At 63.9% G+C, this 21,805-nt stretch carries 16 protein-coding genes, 1 tRNA gene, 1 other RNA gene and 1 pseudogene; 13 read left to right on the top strand and 6 right to left on the bottom strand.

What is annotated here, in order from left to right; translation table 11 throughout:
* Positions 1–33 precede the first annotated feature (33 nt).
* Both HWX32_RS10370 and tgt read left to right on the top strand, forming a co-directional pair.
* On the top strand, positions 34–2,457 hold the full coding sequence (locus HWX32_RS10370; protein ID WP_175935787.1) for an MMPL family transporter: 2,424 nt from the start codon (positions 34–36) through the stop codon (positions 2,455–2,457).
* Positions 2,454–3,692, top strand: a complete 1,239-nt coding sequence (gene tgt / locus HWX32_RS10365) for a tRNA guanosine(34) transglycosylase Tgt (protein ID WP_175935786.1) — start codon at positions 2,454–2,456, stop codon at positions 3,690–3,692. The genes HWX32_RS10370 and tgt overlap by 4 nt, the downstream gene beginning before the upstream one ends.
* A gap of 247 nt (positions 3,693–3,939) precedes the next feature.
* Here tgt and HWX32_RS10360 read toward each other — a convergent pair whose 3' ends face one another.
* Both HWX32_RS10360 and HWX32_RS10355 read right to left on the bottom strand, forming a co-directional pair.
* The gene (locus HWX32_RS10360; RefSeq protein ID WP_175935785.1) at positions 3,940–4,899 is read right to left on the bottom strand and encodes an endonuclease domain-containing protein; all 960 of its coding nucleotides are present in this window, start codon (positions 4,897–4,899) and stop codon (positions 3,940–3,942) included.
* A 205-nt stretch (positions 4,900–5,104) separates the two neighbouring features.
* Entirely contained in the window at positions 5,105–5,773 is a 669-nt protein-coding gene (locus HWX32_RS10355; RefSeq protein ID WP_175935784.1) for a queuosine precursor transporter, read from the bottom strand.
* A gap of 7 nt (positions 5,774–5,780) precedes the next feature.
* On the opposite strand from HWX32_RS10355, the gene gluQRS reads away from it, so the two are divergent.
* The 4 genes from gluQRS (at position 5,781) to HWX32_RS10335 (ending at position 11,398) form a co-directional block, all read left to right on the top strand.
* Positions 5,781–6,704: a tRNA glutamyl-Q(34) synthetase GluQRS gene (gene gluQRS, locus HWX32_RS10350; RefSeq protein ID WP_175935783.1), complete on the top strand. Its 924-nt coding sequence runs from the start codon at positions 5,781–5,783 to the stop codon at positions 6,702–6,704.
* A 290-nt stretch (positions 6,705–6,994) separates the two neighbouring features.
* Positions 6,995–8,851, top strand: a complete 1,857-nt coding sequence (locus tag HWX32_RS10345; protein ID WP_175935782.1) for a YPDG domain-containing protein — start codon at positions 6,995–6,997, stop codon at positions 8,849–8,851.
* Complete coding sequence (locus tag HWX32_RS10340) at positions 8,829–9,941, top strand: YPDG domain-containing protein (RefSeq protein ID WP_175935781.1); 1,113 nt, start codon at positions 8,829–8,831, stop codon at positions 9,939–9,941. The genes HWX32_RS10345 and HWX32_RS10340 overlap by 23 nt, the downstream gene beginning before the upstream one ends.
* A 176-nt stretch (positions 9,942–10,117) precedes the next feature.
* On the top strand, positions 10,118–11,398 hold the full coding sequence (locus HWX32_RS10335; RefSeq protein ID WP_175935780.1) for a phosphatase PAP2 family protein: 1,281 nt from the start codon (positions 10,118–10,120) through the stop codon (positions 11,396–11,398).
* A 202-nt stretch (positions 11,399–11,600) separates the two neighbouring features.
* Here HWX32_RS10335 and HWX32_RS10330 read toward each other — a convergent pair whose 3' ends face one another.
* Positions 11,601–13,316, bottom strand: coding sequence for an alkaline phosphatase (locus HWX32_RS10330; RefSeq protein WP_175935779.1), 1,716 nt, complete (start codon positions 13,314–13,316; stop codon positions 11,601–11,603).
* Positions 13,317–13,481: 165 nt separating this feature from the next.
* The gene (locus HWX32_RS10325; protein ID WP_175935874.1) at positions 13,482–13,982 is read right to left on the bottom strand and encodes a ferritin; all 501 of its coding nucleotides are present in this window, start codon (positions 13,980–13,982) and stop codon (positions 13,482–13,484) included.
* 208 nt (positions 13,983–14,190) lie between these two features.
* Between HWX32_RS10325 and HWX32_RS10320 the strand changes: the two are divergent.
* A pseudogene (locus tag HWX32_RS10320) lies at positions 14,191–15,373 on the top strand (IS1249 family transposase).
* 110 nt (positions 15,374–15,483) lie between these two features.
* On the opposite strand, the gene HWX32_RS10315 reads toward HWX32_RS10320, so the two are convergent.
* Positions 15,484–15,569: transfer RNA gene (locus HWX32_RS10315), tRNA-Ser, on the bottom strand.
* 116 nt (positions 15,570–15,685) lie between these two features.
* Between HWX32_RS10315 and ffs the strand changes: the two genes are divergently transcribed.
* The 6 genes from ffs to recR all read left to right on the top strand — a co-directional run bounded on the left by ffs (position 15,686) and on the right by recR (position 20,988).
* An RNA gene (gene ffs / locus HWX32_RS10310) (signal recognition particle sRNA small type) lies at positions 15,686–15,781 on the top strand.
* An 18-nt stretch (positions 15,782–15,799) separates the two neighbouring features.
* Positions 15,800–17,071 carry an aminotransferase class I/II-fold pyridoxal phosphate-dependent enzyme gene (locus tag HWX32_RS10305; RefSeq protein WP_175935778.1) on the top strand — a complete coding sequence of 424 codons (1,272 nt, stop codon included), beginning with the start codon at positions 15,800–15,802 and terminating at the stop codon, positions 17,069–17,071.
* Positions 17,061–17,603, top strand: coding sequence for a suppressor of fused domain protein (locus HWX32_RS10300; protein WP_075465953.1), 543 nt, complete (start codon positions 17,061–17,063; stop codon positions 17,601–17,603). Before HWX32_RS10305 ends, HWX32_RS10300 begins: the two co-directional genes overlap by 11 nt.
* A 14-nt stretch (positions 17,604–17,617) precedes the next feature.
* The gene (locus tag HWX32_RS10295; protein ID WP_175935777.1) at positions 17,618–19,840 is read left to right on the top strand and encodes a DNA polymerase III subunit gamma and tau; all 2,223 of its coding nucleotides are present in this window, start codon (positions 17,618–17,620) and stop codon (positions 19,838–19,840) included.
* Positions 19,841–19,892: 52 nt separating this feature from the next.
* Positions 19,893–20,282, top strand: coding sequence for a YbaB/EbfC family nucleoid-associated protein (locus tag HWX32_RS10290; protein ID WP_075465949.1), 390 nt, complete (start codon positions 19,893–19,895; stop codon positions 20,280–20,282).
* Between the two features lie 79 nt (positions 20,283–20,361).
* On the top strand, positions 20,362–20,988 hold the full coding sequence (gene recR, locus HWX32_RS10285) for a recombination mediator RecR (RefSeq protein ID WP_175935776.1): 627 nt from the start codon (positions 20,362–20,364) through the stop codon (positions 20,986–20,988).
* A 12-nt stretch (positions 20,989–21,000) separates the two neighbouring features.
* Here the strand turns inward: recR and HWX32_RS10280 are convergent, their stop codons facing one another.
* Positions 21,001–21,780: a cyclase family protein gene (locus HWX32_RS10280; RefSeq protein ID WP_175935775.1), complete on the bottom strand. Its 780-nt coding sequence runs from the start codon at positions 21,778–21,780 to the stop codon at positions 21,001–21,003.
* Between the last annotated feature and the right edge of the window lie 25 nt (positions 21,781–21,805).

Genomic DNA, 21,805 nt, shown 5'->3' with positions numbered 1-21,805 from the left:
CCGGGTTACTCGCAAAGTAAGGGAAGGACCCCTGTGGCGAAACTGCTCTTCAAGCTGGGGCGCTGGTCGTATACGAACAAGTGGCGCGTCATCGTGGCGTGGGTGCTGCTGCTCGGCGGCGCGCTCGCCGGCGCGTTCACGCTGATGAAGCCGTTCACGTCCGAATTCGCTATTGAGGGCACGCCGGCTATCGACGCGCTGGACACCCTCGACCAGAACTTCCCGGGCCAGGGCGACGTGGCCACCGCCCCGGGCGTGAACCTCGTGTTCGCCGCGCCTCCGGGGGAGCGCATCGACGCGCCACAGTACATGGCGGCGATGGATGAGACGGTCGGTCACATCCGCGAGCACCTCGGTGACATCGAGGGCACGGAGCGCTTCGGCAACCCGGTGCACGTGAACAACGAGTTGTCGCGCACCATCGTCGGCGAGATGACCCAGATGGGCATGCCGGAGGAGCGCGCGAAGGCGGACGCCTACAACGTGCGCATGGTCTCGGACGACGGTCGCATCGGCTACACCACCTTCGAGTTCGCGGCGGAATCCTCCCTGGCGGTGGACCAGGCCGACCGCGATGTGGTCAACGAGGCGATGGAGATCGGCCGCGCCGCCGGCCTGCAGGTGGAAGCTGGCGGGCCCGGCTTCGGCGACCCGATCGAGATCAAGACCACCTCGGAACTCATCGGCCTAGGCATCGCGTTCGTGGTGCTGATTGTCACGTTTGGCTCGCTTGCGGCGTCGATAATGCCGCTCATCTCCGCAGTTGTGGGGGTGGGCATCGGGGCGCTGCTGGTGCTGATCGCGACGCACTGGGTGGAGCTCAACGACGTCACCCCGGTGCTTGCCGTGATGATCGGCCTGGCCGTGGGCATCGATTACGCGCTGTTCATCCTGTCGCGCTTCAGGCAGGAGGCGAAGCACATGCCGCCTGCCGACGCCGCCGGGATGGCCGTGGGCACCGCCGGCTCCTCTGTCGTCTTCGCAGGCACGACCGTGTTCACTGCGCTGGTGGCGCTGGCGCTCGCGCGCATCGAGTTCCTCACGTGGATGGGCCTGGCCGCGGCCGTCACCGTGGCCATCGCGGTGCTGGTGGCGCTCACGCTGCTGCCGGCCGTGCTCGGCGCGTTCGGCAACAAGGCGTTCGCGGGCCAGGTGCCGGGCGTGGCGGGCAACCCCGGCCCGGGCGCCCGCGAGGCGAAGGATTTGGATGAGAACTCTCTAGGCCGGCGCTGGGTGCGTTTCGTGCGCAAGGCTCCCGGCCTGGTGATGGCCGTGGTGGTGCTGGGCCTGGGTGCTTTGAGTGTGCCGGTGCTCAACCTGGAGATGGCGCTGCCCTCCGACGCGACGTCGAACACCGACACCACGCAGCGCAAGTCAGCCGACCTCATGGCGGAAGGCTTCGGCCCGGGCGTCAACGCGCCGCTGCTGCTGGTGGTGGACGCGCACAACGTGAACCCGAACGCGGAGATCCTGCGGCCGTACATGGCTGCCATCCCCGACGGAGAGGACGGCGATGAGGGCCCCGGCGAAGAAAGCCCTGGCGACGCTGAGAAGGCGGCGCTGTCGTCCTTCCTCTACGCCGTTGGCGAGGTTGGTTCCGTGCAGGGCATCGAGCACGCCCAGATCGTCGCGGTGAACGACGATCTCACCGCCGCCCAGATCCTGGCTACCCCATCCAGCGGGCCGGAGGAGGAGTACACCCTCGAGGTGGCGCACGGGGTGCGCGAAACCAACCGCCAGGTGGAAGACGCCACCGGCGTGAGCATCGGCCTAACAGGGCTTACCGCCGTGCAGATGGACATCACCGAAGAGCTTGCGGGCGCGATGCCGCTCTACCTCACCATCGTGGTGGGGCTCGCGATCGTGCTGCTGATGATCGTGTTCCGCTCCATCCTCGTGCCGCTCGTCGCCGGCCTCGGCTTCCTGCTTTCGGTGGGCGCGGCGTTCGGCGTGACGGTGCTGGTGTTCCAGCAGGGCTTTACCGGTTTGGTGCACACCCCGGGTCCGATCTTGAGCTTCCTGCCCATCTTCATGATCGGCGTGACCTTCGGCCTGGCCATGGACTACCAGGTCTTTCTGGTCACCCGCATCCGCGAGGCGTACCTGAAGCGCCGCCCCGCCGACGGCGGCGCGGAAGCCGAGGTGCGGGCCGTGCACGAATCCACCATCGAGGGCTTCGCTCAGGGCGCGCGCGTGGTCACAGCGGCGGCCATCATCATGATCGCGGTGTTCGTGGCGTTCTTGGACCAGCCGCTGCCGTTCATCCAGATCTTCGGCTTCGCCCTCGGCGTGGCGGTGTTTTTCGACGCGTTTTTCACCCGCATGGCGCTTGTGCCCGCCACAATGTTTATCCTGGGGCGTTCCACCTGGTGGATGCCTGCATGGCTCGACCGCGTGCTGCCTGAGGTAGACGTGGAGGGCACCGAACTGGAAAAGGAGTACGAGGCGGCGCGATGAGTTTCTTCGACATCACCACCCAGCACGACAACGGCAAGGCACGCACGGGCGTGATCCACACCCCGCACGGCGACATCGCCACGCCCGCGTTCATCCCGGTTGCCACCAAGGCGACGGTGAAAACACTCACCCCGGAGCAGATTCGCCAGGTTGGCGCGCAGGCGATCTTGTCCAACGCGTACCACCTCTACCTGCAGCCCGGCCCTGACATCGTGGACGAGGCAGGGGGCGTGGCGGCCTTCGAGAATTGGCACGGCCCCACCTACACGGATTCAGGCGGCTTCCAGGTCATGAGCTTGGGCGTGGGCTTTAAAAAGATCCTCGCCATGGACGTCGCGGGGCTCACGGATGCCGATATCCGCGCCGCGAACAAGGACCGCATGGCACGCGTGGACGACGACGGTGTGGACTTCAAGTCCGTCATCGACGGCTCCTGGCACCGCTTCACGCCCGAAGTGTCGATGCAGATCCAGCACCAGCTGGGCGCGGACATCATGTTCGCGTTCGACGAGCTCACCACCCTCGTGGACACCCGCGATTACCAGGAGCATTCGGTCGAGCGCACGCGCCGCTGGGCCCGCAGGTGTTTGGAGGAGCACAATCGCTTATCGACGTTGCGCAGCGACCGCCCGTCGCAAAGCTTGTGGGGCGTGGTGCAGGGCGCAAACTACGAAGATTTGCGGCGCACCGCCACCCGCGGCCTCCTTGACATGGACCGCGAGTTCACTGAGCGCGGCGAGCGGGGCTTCGGCGGCATCGGTATCGGTGGTGCACTGCAGAAGAACATCCTCGGCGACATCGTCGGCTGGATCACCGACGAACTGCCCGCAGAGAAGCCGCGCCACCTATTGGGCATCTCCGAGCCTGACGATATTTTCGTGTGCATCGAGAACGGCGGCGACACCTTCGACTGCGTTGCCCCGACCCGCCTCGGCCGCCGCGGCGGGGTGTACACCCTCGACGGGCGCATGAACCTTGCCGCCGCACGCTTCAAGCGGGACTTTTCCAGTATCGACGAGGAGTTCGGCGGCTACGTCTCCGAGAACTACTCTCGCGCCTACATCCACCACCTGCTCAAAGCGAAGGAGTTCCTCGCGGGCACGCTGTGCACCATGCATAACCTGGAGTTCATGCTGCGGCTGGTGGATAACGTGCGCGCGGCCATCGACGGCGGGTATTACGAGGCGTACCGCGACGAGTTCCTCGGCCGCTACTACGCCGGCAGCGCGCGGTAGGGGCGGCTATGTCGCTCAGTGCCGCTGTGGCCCGGTATCGGTCGCCGCTGCGGCTCTCGACCAGCAGTTTCCCCGCCCCTTCCGTCATCTGGTGCCCACGTCTCGCCAAACTCGGCTACAAGGAATCAGCTACCCGTGATTTTTCTGCGATTAGCTAGTTCTGGGTAGCTGAATTCTCCGGGGAATGCCGAGCTAGGGTGCGGCCGCGCTCGTGCTCCAGCCGCGCTGGGCCAGCCCCGCGCCCGTGCTACCACCCTCTCCGTGGGCCACTCGGGCGCTGGCGTGATGGTTCGATGCGGGTGGCGGGGCGGGCGTCGGCAAGCTGCTTAGCTGCTCTGATCCGGGCGATGCAGCCCTCGGGGTCGCGGAGGATCTCCACGGGGAACAAACGGATCACCTCGAACCCTTTCTCCTTGATCCAGTTCTCGCGTTCGAGTTGGTTAATCAGGGCCTCATGAGGCTTGAGGTCGAACTTGGCGTACCCGTCCACCTCGATGACCAGCGTGCCCCACAGAAAATCGACGCGGTAATCGCGGCCGATCCACATCTGTTCGTCGACCTTGATCTCGTGCTCGATGAGAATGATGCGCAGCAGCGACTCGTACGGCGACCCGGACACCGGCGAGCTCAGGGTGAACGCCTCACGCGCCACCGCGATGTGTCGCTTGCCTGCAAGGCGCTGGAGCATCAACTCGACCTCGGCACGAAGCACCTGCATTTCGTGGGGTTTGCGCCCGTGAAAAACGCTGTCCATCGCGACGACGCCGTGGCGTAGTCCGTGGAAGCGGGCGATATCCACGGCAGTGCGGGGAAGTGTGGTGAGCCGAACCGCGGGCTCGGGGCCAGCGCCACGCAGCGCATCGACGGTGCGGACGTCGATGTCGGGGATCTCCCCGTGCCGGTACACCACGCCTACGGGCCATTGGCTTTTCGACGGAGCGCTGCGCCCCCGCGCCCCCAACTCCACAAGCTCTTCATTCGTCGGGATCACCCACATCCCACCTACGCGCGCCGCCGAGCGTCCCACCAGCACAGCTTTGTTGGCGGACAGCGCGGCGGCGTAGCAGCGCAGGTACTCTTTCTCGTGGCGGGGAAGCTTTTGCCACGCGTCCGCGGGTACGAATCGCGTGGTGGATACGCCGTGGCACACCTGCAGTGCGGCGTTGCTGCGGCGAATTAATAGCCCGACGAGTTCTGCGTGGTTCATGATTCCCCCCTTGAATGTGCCATTCCCCCGAATGACGCTTTCACTTTAGCGGGTGCGAGGCGTTGGTGGGCGGGGTGGTTTGCTCCCCGGAGGCGTCGATAAGCTTTGTGCGCCTAAACCCAGCTAGTTGGACTGGCAACTTCACCGAAAAACAACGAAGTTGCCAGCCCAACTAGCTGAATTCGCGGCAAGAACCACACGCGCCCTACGCCGTTTGCGCGCTCACCCGCTCCTCCGCGCGGCGCACCGCGGCGATGGTCGGGTACGTAATTGGCAGCAACACGATCTCCATGACGGTCTTCCAGATGAAGCCGACCAACACGTAGTTCACGAAATCCCCAGCGGTGGCAATGCCGATGACACCTGCGGCGATGGAGCAGAACAGCAGCGTGTCCGCGAATTCGCCGACGATGGTGGAGCCGATGAGGCGCGCCCACAGGTTGTCGTGGCCGAAGCGGTCCTTCATCTTCTGCAGCGTCCATGCGTTGAGCAGCTGCCCCACGACGTAGCCGGCGAGCGATGCGATCACGATGCGCGGCAGGAGGCCGAGTACGGCGGCGAAGGTGTCCTGCATGTCGTAGAACTCGGCGGCCGGCAGCCAGATCGCGATGTAGAACGACAGCACGGCGATGACGGCGATGCCGAAGCCAGTGAACACGGCGCGCCGGGCGGCTTTGAATCCGTAGACCTCGGCGATGACGTCGCCGATGACGTATGAGATGGGGAAGAGGAAGAAGGCGCCGTCTGTGATCAGCGGGCCGAGCTCGACGCCCTTTTGCGCGGTGATGTTGGAGATGAGGAACACTGCGCAGAACACGGCGACCAGGTACGGAAACGGTGAGCGGGATACGGGATGATTCACGCGCAATATCATGGCACGTATGGCTGTTTTCGACACACCGGCGGGGCGTTACGCGCCGAGCCCGAGCGGTGATCTGCATTTTGGCAATCTGCGTACGGCGGTGTTGGCGTGGCTTTTCGCGCGTCAGAGCGGCCGGAAGTTTTATCTGCGGGTGGAGGATATTGATTCGGAGCGTTCCAGCGCGGAGTCGGCGAAGCGCCAGCTTGAGGATCTCGCGGCGATTGGCATTGAGTGGGATGAGCCGGTGGTGTATCAGTCGGATCGTTCCGCCGCCTACGCTGAGGCGCTGAGCAGGCTTGACACGTACGAGTGTTTTTGCACTCGCCGCGATATCCGCGAGGCGGCTTCGGCGCCCCACGCGCAGCCAGGGATGTATCCAGGCACGTGCAGGGAGCTTTCGGAAAAGCAGCGCGCTTATCGACGCTCCGAGCTCGCCGACCAAGGCCGCCTCCCCGCCATTCGCCTCCGCGCGGCGGCCAAAGAGTGGACGGTGCGCGACTTCTATCACGGCGAATACACGGGCCCGGTGGATGACGTGATTCTGAAACGCGGCGGGAACGTGAACCAGGCGCAAGCGGGGGACTGGGCGTACAACCTCGCCGTAGTGGTCGACGACGGTGCGATGGGTGTCGACCAAGTGGTGCGCGGCGACGACTTGCTGTTCTCCGCCCCGGCACAGGCCTACCTCGCGCACAAGCTGGGGTACGCCCAGCCGGAGTATGTGCACGTGCCGTTGGTGGTTACGGGGGAGGGCAGGCGCCTGGCTAAGCGTGATGGGGCGGTCACGCTTCGCGAGATGGCTGAGCAGGTTGGTGTCGAGGGAGTCGTAAGGCAAATCTCAGCTTCGCTTGGATGTTCCGACGCTGATACCTTGCGTGAGCTGCTGGAACGTTTTGACGCCACTGCGTTGTCCCGTGATCCGTTCACGTGGTCTTCTCGGTAGACCATCTGCGCCCCGTTTCTGTGACTGAAAGTCACGGAGGCGGGGTGTTGTGCTTATTTATCGCGCCGGATCAGGAGTTGTGGGGAGCTGGCAGGGAAACGTCGACAAGCTAGCAATATACCCATCCACGCATATGTTGATATGTGTTCTACCTGGGTATTGCCTATGTGCTCACTGAATGTATTTAGGACAAAACCTTGCGCATACACACATTTTCCTGAACGCTAGATGGAGTTTCGCTTAAACGGCGAACATGTGTCCCTCGTAAGTCTTTTTCAAGGACTCCTCTCATGAATTTCTCCAAGAAGATCACTGCCGGCGCTGTGGCGTTGGCGCTCGGTGCGTCCGCAATGGTCGCCCCGCAGGCACGCGCGCTGCCGACCGAGTTTGTGAGCCCGCCCAACTACAACCTGCCCCGTGTGAGCGGATGTGCTGTCGGTTTCGGCGATGAGCTTGGCTCAACCGCTGCCGAGTCGATCCGTGGTACTCGCATCGCTGGAGCCGAGGTTGGTGTTTCGCGCACCATCGATGGCAACGACATCCGTTTTACCCCGTGGGTGACGCTGTCCGGGGAGGACCAGCGTATTTTCACCGAGGCGAAGGTTGACCTGGGCGTCATTTATCGAAATGGCGCTCCGGGTTCGACGCAGTCCTACACCGTTAACCCTGTGCCGAAGGGTGCCCAGGTGGACACGAAGAACCAGGATGGCACGCAGTCGCGCAAGGTGACAGACACCGTTGTGCTGGGCGACAAGAACCTCCAGCTGACCTTGGATGCGTCGGCGAAGTATGAGGCAGGTGTGGTCGCCGACGGTTCGACGCAGACATGGGCATGGACCGTGGATACCACTTCGGTGCAGGCGAACAGCAGGTCTGCCGTGTACCCGTCGGTTGAGGCGCTTGTGGCGCCGTGGCCGTTTGAGAACGATTCGTGCGAGCCGCTCGTCCCCAACGCCGACAAGACAAACCCGGTCATTGCCGATGGCACTGAGTACGACACGGGCATCACCGTCACCAACGGCAGCAAGTCCGACTTCGCCCGTCTTGGTGGTCAGGTTTTTGAGGGCACAAAGCTTATCGACGATGCGCAGGTGCGTATCGACGCCTCCGGCAAGGTCTACGTCACCCTGCCCAAGCGCGATGATGCCGGTGCGGATGACGCGAAGCCCGAGTCTGTTACCGTGAAGCTTGTGGCCGCGCCCCGTGTAGCCACTGCGGAATCTGACCTGGACGCCTACAACGCGGAGCAGACGCTGCGCGTCACCGGTGAAAAGGGTGAGGTGACCAACGCTTCTGAGACCTTCCAGGCGGTCGTTCCGCTGGCGAAGTTCGCACCGGAGTACCAGGCGACGAAGCCGGTGCTGCCTGGCGATTCTGCGACCGCAGACATCGATGCCGCGACGTTCGCTGACGTGCTGCGCGACGACAAGGGCGAGGTGCGTGAGGGCTCGACCTTTGCCATAACTCAGGCCTCTGTAGAGGGGTGGAACCCGCAGATCGACGCCAAGACCGGCCAGGTCACCGTCACCGCGCCGCAGGACGCGAAGGAAGGCGACAAGGTAACCGTCGATGTGGCCGTGACGTACCCAGACAACACCACGGATACGCTGCGGGTCACCTTTACGGTGACCAACAACAAGGACGCTTTCGACCCGAAGTATGGCGAAACACGGGGCACGCCGGGCACGAAGGTGACGCTCGAGCAGCGCACCGAGGGGCTGCCGGCGGGCACGACCTACGTGATCTCTGGGAACCAGGAGCTGGGCGAGTGGAAGCCGGTCGTCGGTGCCGACGGCACGATCAGCGTCACCATTCCGGAGGGCGCGCAGCCGGGCGATGAGCAGACGATTTTGGTGGACGTGACGTACCCGGACGGTAGCGTCGATAAGCAAGTGCCCGCGAAGGTCATCGTGCTGAACGTGCCGGGTTACGGCGAGGAAACCGGCAAGCCGGGCGAGGAAGTCACGCTGCCGCAGACCGGCAAGGTGACTGAGGGCTCGACCTTCGAGCTCACCCCGGAGCAGAACCTCGGCGAGTGGGATCCGAAGGTGGACCCGACGACCGGCGTGATTACTGTCGTGATCCCGGGGGGGCGCGAAGGACGGCGACCGCAAGGACATCAAGGTGACGGTCACCGACCCGAATAACCCGGACAGCCCGGATGTGGTCACCGCGACCGTGATCGTGCGCGAGGACAAGCCGGCGACCCCGGGCGAGGACAAGGATAAGACGCCGGGCACCCCGGTAACCCCGGGTGCAGGCAACACCATCATCGTGGTCTTCCCGGGCACCACCATCGAGCTGAACCCGTCGTTCAACCTGAACCCGGACGGCACGAACAAGGACCCGGAGGGAACGAAGTATGAGATCAAGCCGGGCTGGCAGGCGCCGGGCGGCTGGAACATCACGATCAACCCGGACACCGGCAAGCTGACCATCACCCCGCCGGCGGACGCGAAGCCAGGCGACAAGGTGACGGTGCCGGTCCAGGTGACCCTGCCGAACGGTGAGACTGTTATCCGCGAGGTGCCGGTTGTGGTCCCGGGCCAGGGCGGCATCACCCTGCCGGAGGGCTGGACGTTCAACCCGCAGGCCCCGACTGTGGTGTACGTGCCCGTGCCGGCAGGCACCCCGGACAGCAAGATTCAGCTGCCGGAAGGTTGGACCTACACGCGCGACGGCAACACCATCGTGATCAACCCGGGCGGCGGCTTCGAAGGCGGCAACATCAAGCTGCCGGGCGGCAACGGGGATGTGGACGTGCGCGTAGAGGTCGACAACGCAGGAAAGCTGGGTGAAGAGAACGGCTCGTCCGAGGAGGCGAAGCGGTGCTTCACGAAGCTGTCGACGGAGCCGAACTCGCCGCTGTTGTGGCTGCTGCCGGGTGCGATCCTGCTTGCCGTGGGTGCCCCGTTGGTGGGGCCGATTGGCCAGGAGATCGGTAAGGCGATTGCGAACGTATCTGCTCAGATCAACATCGATCTGCCGAACCCGTGGGGCAATGGTGGTGAGCGCCGGGAGAACCCGGTGGTGGCCACGTTTAACGCGGAGATGGCGCGTTTGAACAACATGTTCGGCCCGCAGGTGGCGCAGGCTGGTGTCGCTGCGCTGGCGCTACTGTCGCTGGCTGCGATGGCTGGTTTGATGGCGTGGTACTGCCAGGACGACAACTCGGAGAAGCTCTCCTCCGGCATGTGGGGCAACCTGCCGGAGCGCGAAGGTAGCTCGGATAACTAGCCCTTACGAAGGCTTCAGCTTGGCACTTACCCAGGTTCTCTTACCTGGGTAAGGGCTTTGACGTTCTGGGCGTTTCTAGAGCGACCACAAATTGTTTACTGGTGGCAACCTGAAGTTCACCTTAGGGGTTTAGAGTAGATCTGTCATTGCCAGCTCGACCTTTTCAGGAGAACCGAATGAAGCGTTTCACTAGCGCTCTTGCCGCCGCGGTGATGCTCGCTGGGGCAGCCCCCGCAGTCGCGCCACTTGCCCAGGCGCAGCCCCTCGCCCCGCCACAGAACATGCAACTGCCGGACCAGGTTCCGCTGAGTCTGCCGAACGTGCAGAGCCACGTCACCGGATCGTCTACCGGCAACGTCATTAAGCAGCACCCGGGTGCCCCGGTGCCCCAGCCGTTCTCCACTGACTGGCTCGCGGGCTACGTATCCGACATCTCCGCCTACAAGTACGGCGTGTACCTGGAGATCAACCGCCTGTTCCCATATCTGAAAAACCAGCGCCCTGATGTAATGCGCGCCAACATGGACATCGTGTCGCGTGTGAACAACGAGGCGGCAAGCAACCCGGCCCTGATCAAGACCGCACAGCGCGACGCTGTGGCCTCCGGGGAGGAGCTGTTGGCGGAGCTTTCGCCGGCGCTGGGTAAGGAATTCGGCAAGGCGTTCCGTGACGCGCTTGCGGAGAACCGTCTGCCGAAGACGCAGTACCTGCTGGGCAATGGCTACCTCGCTCGTGCGGGCGGAGTTGCAAGCTCGACCAGTATCGAGAAGCTGGTGTACGACTACCCGCGCCCGTTCGTGGCCCAGCCGCAGCGCATCAAGCGCTACGAGATCCCTGGGCGTAAGGATTCGATCTACCCGTCTTCCAAGTCGTTCCCGTCCGGCCACACCAACCAGGCCACCTGGGTGACTGCACTGTTGGCCTACATGGTGCCTGAGGTTGCTCCGCAGCTGCACTACCGCGGCGCTGAGGCTGGCTACAGCCGCATGGTGCTCGGCGTGCACTACCCGCTCGACGTGATCGGTGGGCGCATGTCTGGTCAGGCTGCCGCCGCGGACCGTCTTAACGACCCGAAGATGAAGCACGCACTGAACCAGGCTCGCGACGAGCTCCGCCGTGAGATCGAGTGGCGCACGGGCAAGCCGATCCGCCAGCTGGTGCAGCAGGATACCCCGTACGTGTCTACTCAGTTCGCGGTTGACCAGTACACCCGTTGGATGGAGCACGACCTGCCGCGCATCTACCGCCTGAACGCACCGATGATCACGCCTAAGGCTGCGCCGGTACTGCTGGAGTCGTCCTACCCCAACCTGAACTGGGGTCAGCGCTCTGAGGTGATTCGCCGCACCGCGGGTGCTGCTGGAAACCCGCTCGACTGGCAGGGTCCGGAGGGGTCCTGGCAGCGCATCAACCTGGCGAAGGCTGCCGCCGAGTCGCCGACCGTCGTGCGTAAGTAACGCATATACGACATCTCCAAGCCGCCCTAGTCGCCTCGTGGAAGAGGGGACTGGGGCGGTTTCTCGTCGATTGCGCCTTCACAGCCGAACCGAGATGCAATGCATACCCGGGGCTTGAGGTTCTTCCGGGAGGACACGAAAAGCGGGCGCAAAGTTGGTCTGAAAACCTACTTCGCGCCCGTCGGCAGTGGGGTGGGCTGGGTTAGCTGGTGAAACCCTTACCCTTGCGCCATGTCAGTGCGACCTTAGAGCGGACTGGAGAGACCGGGGCGAGGATGTTGTCCACGCGCATCCACTCCATGTCCACCTCTTCCGGCCGGATGGTCACCACGGCGTACCCGTGGGTATCCAGTGCCACGTGGCGCAGCTTCGGGTTCGCCGCGTGGAGGTAGTGGCGAGCTACGTTGTACACCTGGCTACCTGCCGGAATCCCAACCGATTCGGCAGCGTTCGGTGCCGTGATGGAGGAACAAACGACCTCACAACCGATCTTCTTGCCGTCGTGTTCAACGTTGTGGGCCCACTCGGTGTGGATGTCGCCGGTGAGGAAGATCGGGTTCTTCTTGTGGCTGCCGAGCAGGTTGATCAGGCTGCGACGCTCTCGGTCGTAGCCGTCCCACTGGTCGCCATTGAGCGGGAACTCGTACAACGGGGCGTTGATCACCGGGATGTTAGAAGACAATGCCTCGGCGATCGGCCTAGTCTGCGGATCGGCGTACACCGCACCGAGGTAAAGCGGCGAGAACATGACCGAATTGCCCAGCGCGTTCCACTTCGTATTCGATTCTTGAATGGTGCGCTCGACCCACTTGTACTGCTCAGAGCCGAGCATGGTGCGGTTCGGATCCGTGCGCGGGTTTGTGGCAAAGCTGTACTCGATGTCGCGGTATGTGCGCAGGTCCATGATGGTCAGCTCAACCAAGTCACCGAAGGTGAAGTTTCGGTACAGGCGGCCCTTCTCGGACGTCTCGGTGGGGCGCACGGGCATCCATTCGAAGTACGCCTTCATTGCGGCATCGCGACGAACGGTGAAGTTACCTTCGTTCGGCTGGTGGTTATAAGCACCCTCACGCCAGTTGTTGTCCGCAACCTCGTGGTCATCCCACACCACGATCCACGGCATGGACGCGTGCGCGTTCGCTAGGGCGGGGTCGGTGCGGTGGTGGCCATAGCGGGTGCGGTAGTCAGCCAAGGTGACCGTCTCGTGCGGCGGCTCGTGCAGGCGCACAGGGCCGTTTCCAGCGTATTCGTAACGCTTGTACTCGTAAATGTAGTCGCCGAGGAAGACCGTCAAATCGATGTCGTTCTTCCAGCCGCGCTCTGCCAAATCCGCGTACGCGGAGAAGAAGCCAGACTCCCAGTTCGCGCAGGAAGCGATTGCCCAACGCTGGCGGTCGGTCTTTGCTCCGGCCTTCGGGGCAGTCTTGGTGCGCCCAACTGGGGAAACCGCGTCTTTGAACTGGCCGGCTACAACAGTGAACCGGTAGTAGTACACGGCCGAAGAGTCGAGGCCCTGCACATCGACGTGGATGGTGTGGTCATCCTTTGCGTCGGAGGTGACCTCGCCCTGTTTCACGATGTTCTTGAAGTCGAAGTCCGTCGCAACTTCCCACTTCAAGCGCGTGGGCGCACCCTTGCCCGAGCCAGGCTTGGCGTCAGGTTCCGGGGTCACGCGGGTCCAAATCACCACTGCGGTCGGCAGCGGGTCACCGGAAGCGACACCGTGCACGAATGGCAGGGGGCGAGGCTTCATTTCTACGGGCTTCGGCTTGCCGCGCAGGGAAGACTGGGCCTGGGATGTGTTGGTGCTGGCCAGTTGGGCGGCGCCAGCTGCGCCGGTAGCTACTGCGGTGGTACGGAGGAAACTGCGGCGGGAGAAACCGCGCTTAGGCTGCTGTTCATGCGAAGATTCGGTCATGGACCTAAGCTTCGCTGAAACAGGCGTGCAGCGCGCGCTGACTGAGCTTCGCAGCGCGTAAATTCAGCTACCGTTACGCCGTCGTTCGCCCGTTGTTTACCTGCTGATACGACGCCCCCTTTTCGGGCGCGACGCTACCTGCGCGGCTCTCGCAAGAGCTCGCGTTTACTCGGCGCTGGCATCGGAGCGGCCTGCTAGGCGAGCGTCGATACGCAACAGCCCCGAGCCGTCGTCGCCGACGAGCGCAAGCTGGTCCAAAATCTCGCCGACGGCGGCTTCCTCCTCGATCTGCTCGGTGAGGAACCAGTTGAGCAGGCCGCGGGATTCGAGGTCGCCCACTTCGTCGGCAAGCCGCGTGATCTGGCGGATCTGCTCGGAGACCTTCTTCTCGTGCTCGAGCGCTGCCTCGAACGCCTGCTTCGGCGAGGTGATCTCGGCGCCTTCGAAGATGATGTTTTTCGGCACGACGTGCTCGCCGCGGTCGATGAGGTGCTTGGCGAACTTGTAGGCGTGCTCGCATTCCTCCTCGGCCTGGGCAGCGAACCACTGGCACATGCCCGGCAGGGACAGCGCGTCCATCTCGTTCGCCAGGTGGCGGTAGATGTAGGCGGCGGTGTATTCCTCGGTGACTTGCTGGTTGATGGCTGCTTTTAAGCGGTCGTTAATCATGTAGGTGAGCGTACCCTAACTTCACGGTGACGGGCTGCAATGTAGGGTTAAACGACAAAATGTGTGTCTAGAATCAGCGATTTATGTGTCCTGACCTCTAGCGTTGCTGGAAATATATGCTTGCTGGGCTTATATCTGTCCTCTGAGCCGTAAATCCTCGGTGTGGTGCCGGTGATGTGCTACGGGCCGGTGGTGGCATTAACCAATGCCAAAGAACCGACCCCGCTGCAGCGTGTGCGGCGGCGAAATGAAACGTAACGGACGCACCACAGCACACCGGGCGAGGTGGCGCTGCAAAACCTGCGGCGCCTCCACCACAAAACGACGCCCAGACATCTCAAACAAGACCGCTTTTGATGCCTTCATCGCCCACGTCACCAGTGGTGAAAGCTTGGAAACCACTGCCGATAAACTCGGCTACCGCCCGCGCACCCTACAACGCAGGTTTGAACCGTTCTGGCTTATCGACGTGCCTGATCCCACCATCGGCCACGCCGGGCGTATCTACGCCCAGATCTTCATCGACGGCACCTACACCGCCAGCGGGTGCCTCATCGTGGCCGCCACATTGGATCACGTCATCGCCTGGCACTGGTGCAAACACGAAACCACCCACGCCTACCAACAACTCCTCGAGCGCATCCCCGCACCCTTAATCGCTGTCATCGACGGCGGACAAGGCGCAGCCAGCGCCATCAAGAAATGTTGGCCCACAACCAAAATCCAACGCTGTCTCGTTCACGCCCAACGCGTCGTGCGCCGCTACACCACATCACGACCGCGCACCGAAGCAGGACGAGCGATCTACCAACTCGCGCTCAACCTCACCAAAATCACCACCTTGGATCAAGCAGCTCAATGGGGTGTGCAACTACATGAGTTCGGAAACGTCTACCGCGACTGGATGGATCAAAAGACGCTGACCAAAGACCCGAAAACCGGCGCGTGGACACGCGAGTGGACACACGCCAACGTGCGCAAGGCCTACAACAGTCTCAGCCACCTCTGGCGCAACCAACTGCTGTTCGTCTACCTCGACCCACCCGACAGTGTGCTCGATGTCAGCCGGATCAAATCGACCACCAACAGCCTGGAAGGCGGCATCAACGCCCAACTGAAACTGCTGGCCCGCACCCACCGCGGCAGATCCGGGGAGCATCAGCGTCGGATGCTGGAGTGGTGGCTGTATCTGAAAACGGAACTGCCTGACGATCCTGTTGAGATCGCCAGGCAGTCCAACTGGGGCCAGGACCAACTCGCCAAAGTATCCACCCTGACCCACAACGAGAACCAAGCCGACCACGAAACTTCGACGACCAGCCCTCTACGACAACGCTATCGACACCAACTACACACACTCAATCGGCATCCGAAAAGGCCACATCTAACCCCGCGACACGCCGGAGTCAGACACACATTTTGTCGTTTAACCCGCAATGTAAAAGGCGCCAACGCGAAAACCGGCACCCGCGCTCGCGGATGCCGGTATCGGATATTGCGGAGGATGTGGGATTTGAACCCACGAGGGTCGTGAAACCCGCACGCGTTCCAGGCGTGTGACATAGGCCGCTAGTCGAATCCTCCATCACCGACGCTTCGAAAAGCATCTCCGGATACTGTAATGCACACCCCCGCGCCCGACAAAACCGCAGCGCACCCATGCGGCTTGTGCCTTGGCGGCGACCCCGGCTACAGTGTCGGGCAGGATCCCACGCGGTGTTATCTTGTGAACTCCCCCAGGGCGGGAACGCAGCAAGGGTCAGCGAGCTCTGGCAGGTGCGTGGGGTCCCTTTTTTGTGGCTACCATGGGGCGCATGTCTCTGAAGAACTTGGATCAAGCCCAATTCGATCAGCTCGCACGCGAGACCCGAGAGCAGTACCAGGAGCTTAAGGCCCGCGGCCTGAACCTAGACCTCACGCGCGGTAAGCCGTCGAGTGAGCAGCTCGATTTCTCCAACGCGCTCCTTGCGCTTCCCGGCGAGGGAGATTACACCGATAAGACCGGCACGGACGTGCGCAATTACGGCAACCTGAAGGGTATCGCCGATATCCGCGACCTGTGGGCGGAGGCGCTCGGGATCAGCGCGGAGAACGTTTACGCGGGTGATTCCTCCAGCTTGAACATCATGTTCGACCTGATTTCCTACGCCTACATCTGGGGCACGAACGATTCTTCCAAGCCCTGGAAGGACGAGGAGGTAGTGAAGTGGATCTGCCCGGTGCCGGGCTACGACCGCCACTTCGCCATCACGGAGCACTTCGGCTTCGAGATGATTACCGTCCCCATGACGCCGGAAGGCCCGGACATGGACCAGGTGGAGGAGCTGGCGAAGGACCCGCAGGTGAAGGGCATGTGGTCGGTGCCGATCTTCGGTAACCCCACCGGCATCACCTACTCGCCGGAGACTGTGGAGCGCCTGGCGAAGATGAAAACTGCCGCGCCCGATTTCCGCATCGTGTGGGACAACGCGTACGCGATACACACGCTGAGCGAGAAGTTCCCGGAGAACGGCAACGTCATCGACATCGCCGCGGCGAACGGCAACCCAAACCGTTTCTGGTACATGTCGTCCACGTCGAAGATCACGCTCGCGGGCTCGGGCGTGGCGTTCTTCGCGTCTTCGACGGAGAACCTGGAGTGGTATGCCAGCCATGCCTCGATCCGCGGTATTGGCCCGAACAAGGTGAACCAGCTCGCGCACGCCCGCTTCTTCGGTGATGTGGAGGGCCTGAAGGCGCACATGAACAAGCACGCGCAGTCGCTCGCGCCGAAGTTCGAGGCTGTCGTGGGCATCCTGCAGGACCGCCTCGGAGAGTACGGGGTGGCGCAGTGGACGGAGCCTGAGGGTGGCTACTTCATCTCGCTGGACGTGCTGGAAGGTTCGGCAACGCGCGTGTGGGAGCTGGCGAAGGAGGCTGGCATCACGCTGACGAAGGCGGGCTCGTCCTTCCCGCACGGCGAGGATCCGCAGGACCAGAACATCCGCCTCGCGCCGTCGCTGCCTCCGTTGGAGGAGGTCCGCACCGCGATGGACGGTGTGGCCACCTGCGTGCTGCTGGCCTGTATCGAGAACCTTGAACGGTGATCAGATAGCCGCGTGGCTCAACTCGGTCACGCCGATCGAGCTTGTGCTTATCGACGGCCTGCCGGTGGCCACCTCCACCCACCAGGGCCGCCCGCTCGCGGCGACCGTGGGATTTTCCACCGTTGACACCGGCCTTTCGCTCGCCGAGGACGGGGGAACTTCGGTGAGGAGTGAGTTGGTGACGCGCGGTGGCGTCGATAAGCAATTGCTCGGACATGCCGTGAACGCTGCGGCGCACCTCGTGCAAACCCTGGGCGTGCCCGCGCAACCTGGCGTGTTGCTGGAGGATCTGCTGGACCGCGTGGAGTTGCCGGAGGGCATCACGGTGCGGCATGGGTGGCTGCGCGAGCCCGAGCTTTTCGACGAAGGCACGCCCCTTGTGCGCGAACCCGGCCAACTGACGCTTCTGCTAGAGCTGGTGTGCCTGACCGACGAGGAGTTTGCCATCGCGCGAGACCAGGGCGTGGAGACGTGTTCGCGCAGGTTGAGACGCCGCGGAACCGATGTGGGGGACTGGCGTCGGGAGGGGTGAGTAGACTTCCCGGCGTGGCTTTGTACAGGAAATACCGCCCCGCAACATTCGGCGAAGTAGTTGGCCAAGAGCAGGTGACCCGGCCGTTATCCACCGCCCTGGACAACGGGCGGATTTCGCACGCCTACCTGTTCTCTGGGCCACGCGGCTGCGGCAAGACATCATCTGCGCGCATCCTGGCGCGCAGCCTGAACTGCGTGAACGGGCCGACGTCGAACCCGTGCGGCGTGTGCGCCTCGTGTGTCTCGCTCGCGCCGGGCGGCTCCGGCAACCTGGATGTGATGGAGCTCGACGCGGCCTCGAACGGCGGCGTGGACGACATGCGCGAGCTGCGCGAACGTGCGATGTTCGCGCCGGCGGAGTCGCGCTACCGCGTGTTCATCATCGATGAGGCGCACATGATTTCCAAGGAGGGCAACAACGCCCTGCTGAAGATTGTGGAGGAGCCGCCGGAGCACCTCATCTTCATCTTCGCCACCACCGAGCCGGAGCGGATGCTGAACACCATCCGCTCGCGCACCCACAACTACCCGTTCCGCCTGCTCGCGCCGGCCGCGATGCGGGAGCTGCTCGAGCGCGTGGTGGCCGAAGAGGGCATGCACGTCGACGAGAACGTCTACCCGCTGGTCATCCGCGCCGGTGGCGGCTCCCCGCGCGACACGCTTTCGATCCTGGACCAGCTGCTTGCCGGCTCCGGGGAGGAGGGGCTGACCTACGAGCTGGCGCTGCCGCTGCTCGGTGTGACGGACCTGACGCTGCTCGACGGGGCGGTCGACGCGCTTGCGGATGGCGACGGCTCCGCGATGTTCGGCACCATCGACGAAGTGATCGAGTCGGGCCACGAGCCGCGCCGCTTCGCCCTCGACCTGCTCGACCGGCTGCGCGATCTGCTGCTCATCCGCACCGTGCCGGATGCGTTTGGGCAGGGGCTTGTCGACGCGCCAGCGGAGCGCGCCGACATCCTTTCCCAGGAGGCCGCCCGCTTTAGCTCTGCGCAACTCGCTGCACTGGCCACCGAGGTCAACGACCGGCTCCCGGACCTGCGCGGGGCAACGTCGCCGCGTTTGCTGCTCGAGGTGATGATGGCGCACCTGCTCACCCTCGGTGCTTCTGCTTCCGCCGCTCCTGCTGCGCCCGCGGCTCCTGCGGCGCCTGCACTCGCTGTACCCGCTGCACCCGCTGCACCCGCTGCCCAGCCGGCGCAGCCTGCTGCGTCACCTCAGTCTGACCCCCAGCCGGAGCAATCCACCGCCCCGCCGCAGACCGCGCCGTCTTCCGGTGGGTCGGCGGCGGCCGCCGCGGCAGCAGCTGCGGCCGCGGCGCGTTCGGGCTCGGGGCGGGAGCAGCGCGCGCCACAGCCAGCACCCGAGCAACAACAGCCGGCACAACCGGAACCTGCGGCGCAGCCTGCCGGTGACCCTGAGCCTTCCAATCGATCAGAAAGCGCCGATGACGGTGCGCTTTTCGACCGCATCTACTCCGACTGGACGCGCCTGCGCCAGTCGGTTGGCGAGCGCAACAAGGTCGCGGAAATCATGCTCACCGAGGCCAAGCCGCTGGATGTCAAGGACGGCACGCTGGTGCTCGGCCACAACACCGGCGCGCTGGCGGAGCGAATTAATTCGGAGAAGAACAACGCCGATATCGCCGCGGTGTTCACGGAAAAGCTTGGCCAAACAGTGAAGGTGCACTGTGTGGTGGGCACCTCGCAGGAGAACGCACGCGTACCGCAGGACCGCAAGCAGGACGTGTGGAACCCGGGCGCCGAGGAGGATTCATCTGAGCCTGCGCCGGAGGACCCCGCACCCGCCGAGCCAGCCCATCAGGCACCGCCGGCACAGCCGGCACAGCCCGCTCAACCGGCCCAGCCAGCGCAGCCTGTTCAGCCAGCCCAGCCCGCTCAACCTTCTCAACCGGCGCAGCCCGCTCAACCGCCGAAGAACGATTGGCGCTCTGCCGCAGCGGCGGCCAGCCAGCAGGCCGCCGCGCGGGCGCAGCGCGAACGCGATGAGATCCCGCTTCCGCCGGAGCCGTACGACCCGGATGAGCCTCCGCCGTTGGTGGAGGATGAGGGGGAGCAAGGGGCGTCGATAAGCAATGTGCCATACTCGCGCGAGGACGAGGAACGCGACATGGCCGAGCAAGCCCGCGACGAGGAAGGCACCGCCGACCGGCGCGACGCAACCGAAGTTGCGATGGAACTGCTGCAGTCGGAGCTGGGCGCGAAGCCACTGTGACGCAGCAGGTACACTGGCACCCGGACTTTAGAAACGACAGAAAGGCAACGAAATGACTCAGCCGAACGATATGCAGGAACTCATCCGCCAGGCCGCCGAGGTGCAGGCGCAGCTGCAGCAGGCACAGCTTGAGCTGCTGCAGACCGAGGTTACCGGCACCGCCGGCGGCGAGCTGGTTACCGTCACCATGACCGGTGGCGCGGAGATCACCGACCTGACGATTAAGCCGGAGGCAGTGGACCCGGAGGACATCGAGACCCTTCAGGACCTCATCCTCGCCGCGTACCGCGACGCGCACAACAAGGCTGGCGAGCTGGCCCAGGAGAAGATCGCCCCGCTGACCGGCGGCGCATTGGGTGGCGGCGCTCCGCAGGGTGGCAACCCGTTCGGTGGCGCTCCGCAGGGCGGCAACGGCGAGATCCCGTTTGGCGGCATCATCTAACTTCCGCCGCAGGCGCCTGGCCCTTCGAGGGGCTGGGCGCTTTTTCCTGTCCGCCACCCACCCCGTTAGGAGTTCGCACATGTTCGAAGGCCCGCTGCAGGACCTTATCGACGAATTCTCCCGCCTCCCCGGCGTCGGCCCCAAGTCAGCGCAGCGCATTGCGTTTTATTTGCTGAAGCAGGACCCGGACGACATCGATAGGCTGCGTTCCGCACTCGCGGCGGTGCGCGACGGGGTGACGTTTTGCCGCATCTGCAACAACGTCTCGCGCGAGGAAGTGTGCCGCATCTGCGCGGACTCCGGCCGCGACAAGACGCTGGTGTGCGTGGTGGAGGACGCGAAAGACATCCAGGTCATCGAGCGCACCGGCGAGTACTCGGGGCGCTACCACGTGTTAGGTGGGGCGCTGGACCCGCTGGCCAACGTGGGGCCGAAAGACCTCGCCATCGCCTCGCTGCTGCAGCGTATTGGCGGCGTGCAGCCCGACCTTGACGGCGAGGAGACGCCGGTGATCGGCGAGGTCATCCTGGCCACCGACCCCGACACTGAAGGCGAGGCCACCGCCTCCTATCTGGTGCGCTTGTTGAAGGACTTTCCGGAACTTACGGTGTCGCGGCTCGCGTCCGGCATGCCGCTCGGAGGGGACTTGGAGTTTGTCGACGAGCTCACGCTGTCCCGCGCTCTCACCGGCCGCCTCACGCTTTAAAGTTTGCCCGCTTTAGGGCTCGTCTTCGGCGACCGGCTCCGGGGCGGCGGCCGAGTCTACGGTGCCGTCGAAGCTCGCCTCATCGAGTTCGTCCGCATCGTCGAGGAAGTCCATGTCGTTGAGGAACGCGGTGACCGACACCTGGGATGAATCGATGCCCTTTACGCGCAGCGGGCCGAGGGTGATGAAATCGATCCACTTATCGCCAACCGGTGCGAGCGAGAGATCCTCGATGGCCGTGATGAAGTTCTCGCGGTAGTAGCCGAGTAGCTGGCGGTGCGCCTCGGTGCCGAGGTCGTTCCACGGCGCGCCGACGGAGATCCAGTCCATCCCAACGCACTGCACCCGGGTTTCGGTGGCGAGCCACTTGCACAGGTCCGGGTCCAAACACGGGCCCTCGGACTGGTAGACCTCCGGGTCCGAATCGCGGAAGCGCTCAAAGCCGGTGCGGATGAGCAGGAGACGAATCCCGGCGAAATCCTCGAGGTACGGCTCCACATCGGCGATGGTGAGCACGGATTTCGGCTCGCCTTTCTCCGGGATGTCGAGCAGGAGGATCTCGTCGCCGTCGAAATTGAACCGCTCTGCGGGAAGCTCTGCGAAAGTAGTTCCGTTTTCCACGAAGTGGCGCGGCGCATCCATGTGGGTGCCGAAGTGGTTAGGTAAATGGCTGATGACGTCGTTGGAGTCGCTGCCCTGGCCGATCACAGCGTTGCGGTCAATGGTCAGCTCAGGGGAACCGGGGTAGGAGGGGCCTTCAGGGTCGAGTACGTGGCTAAGAAGAACGAACATGGCCCCCCAGGGTAGAGGAGAATCA

Source organism: Corynebacterium sp. Marseille-P4321, from assembly GCF_903645305.1.
Classification (GTDB): domain Bacteria; phylum Actinomycetota; class Actinomycetes; order Mycobacteriales; family Mycobacteriaceae; genus Corynebacterium.
Note: the sequence above shows the minus strand (reverse complement) of the source record. Positions and strands in the feature narration are given on the sequence as shown.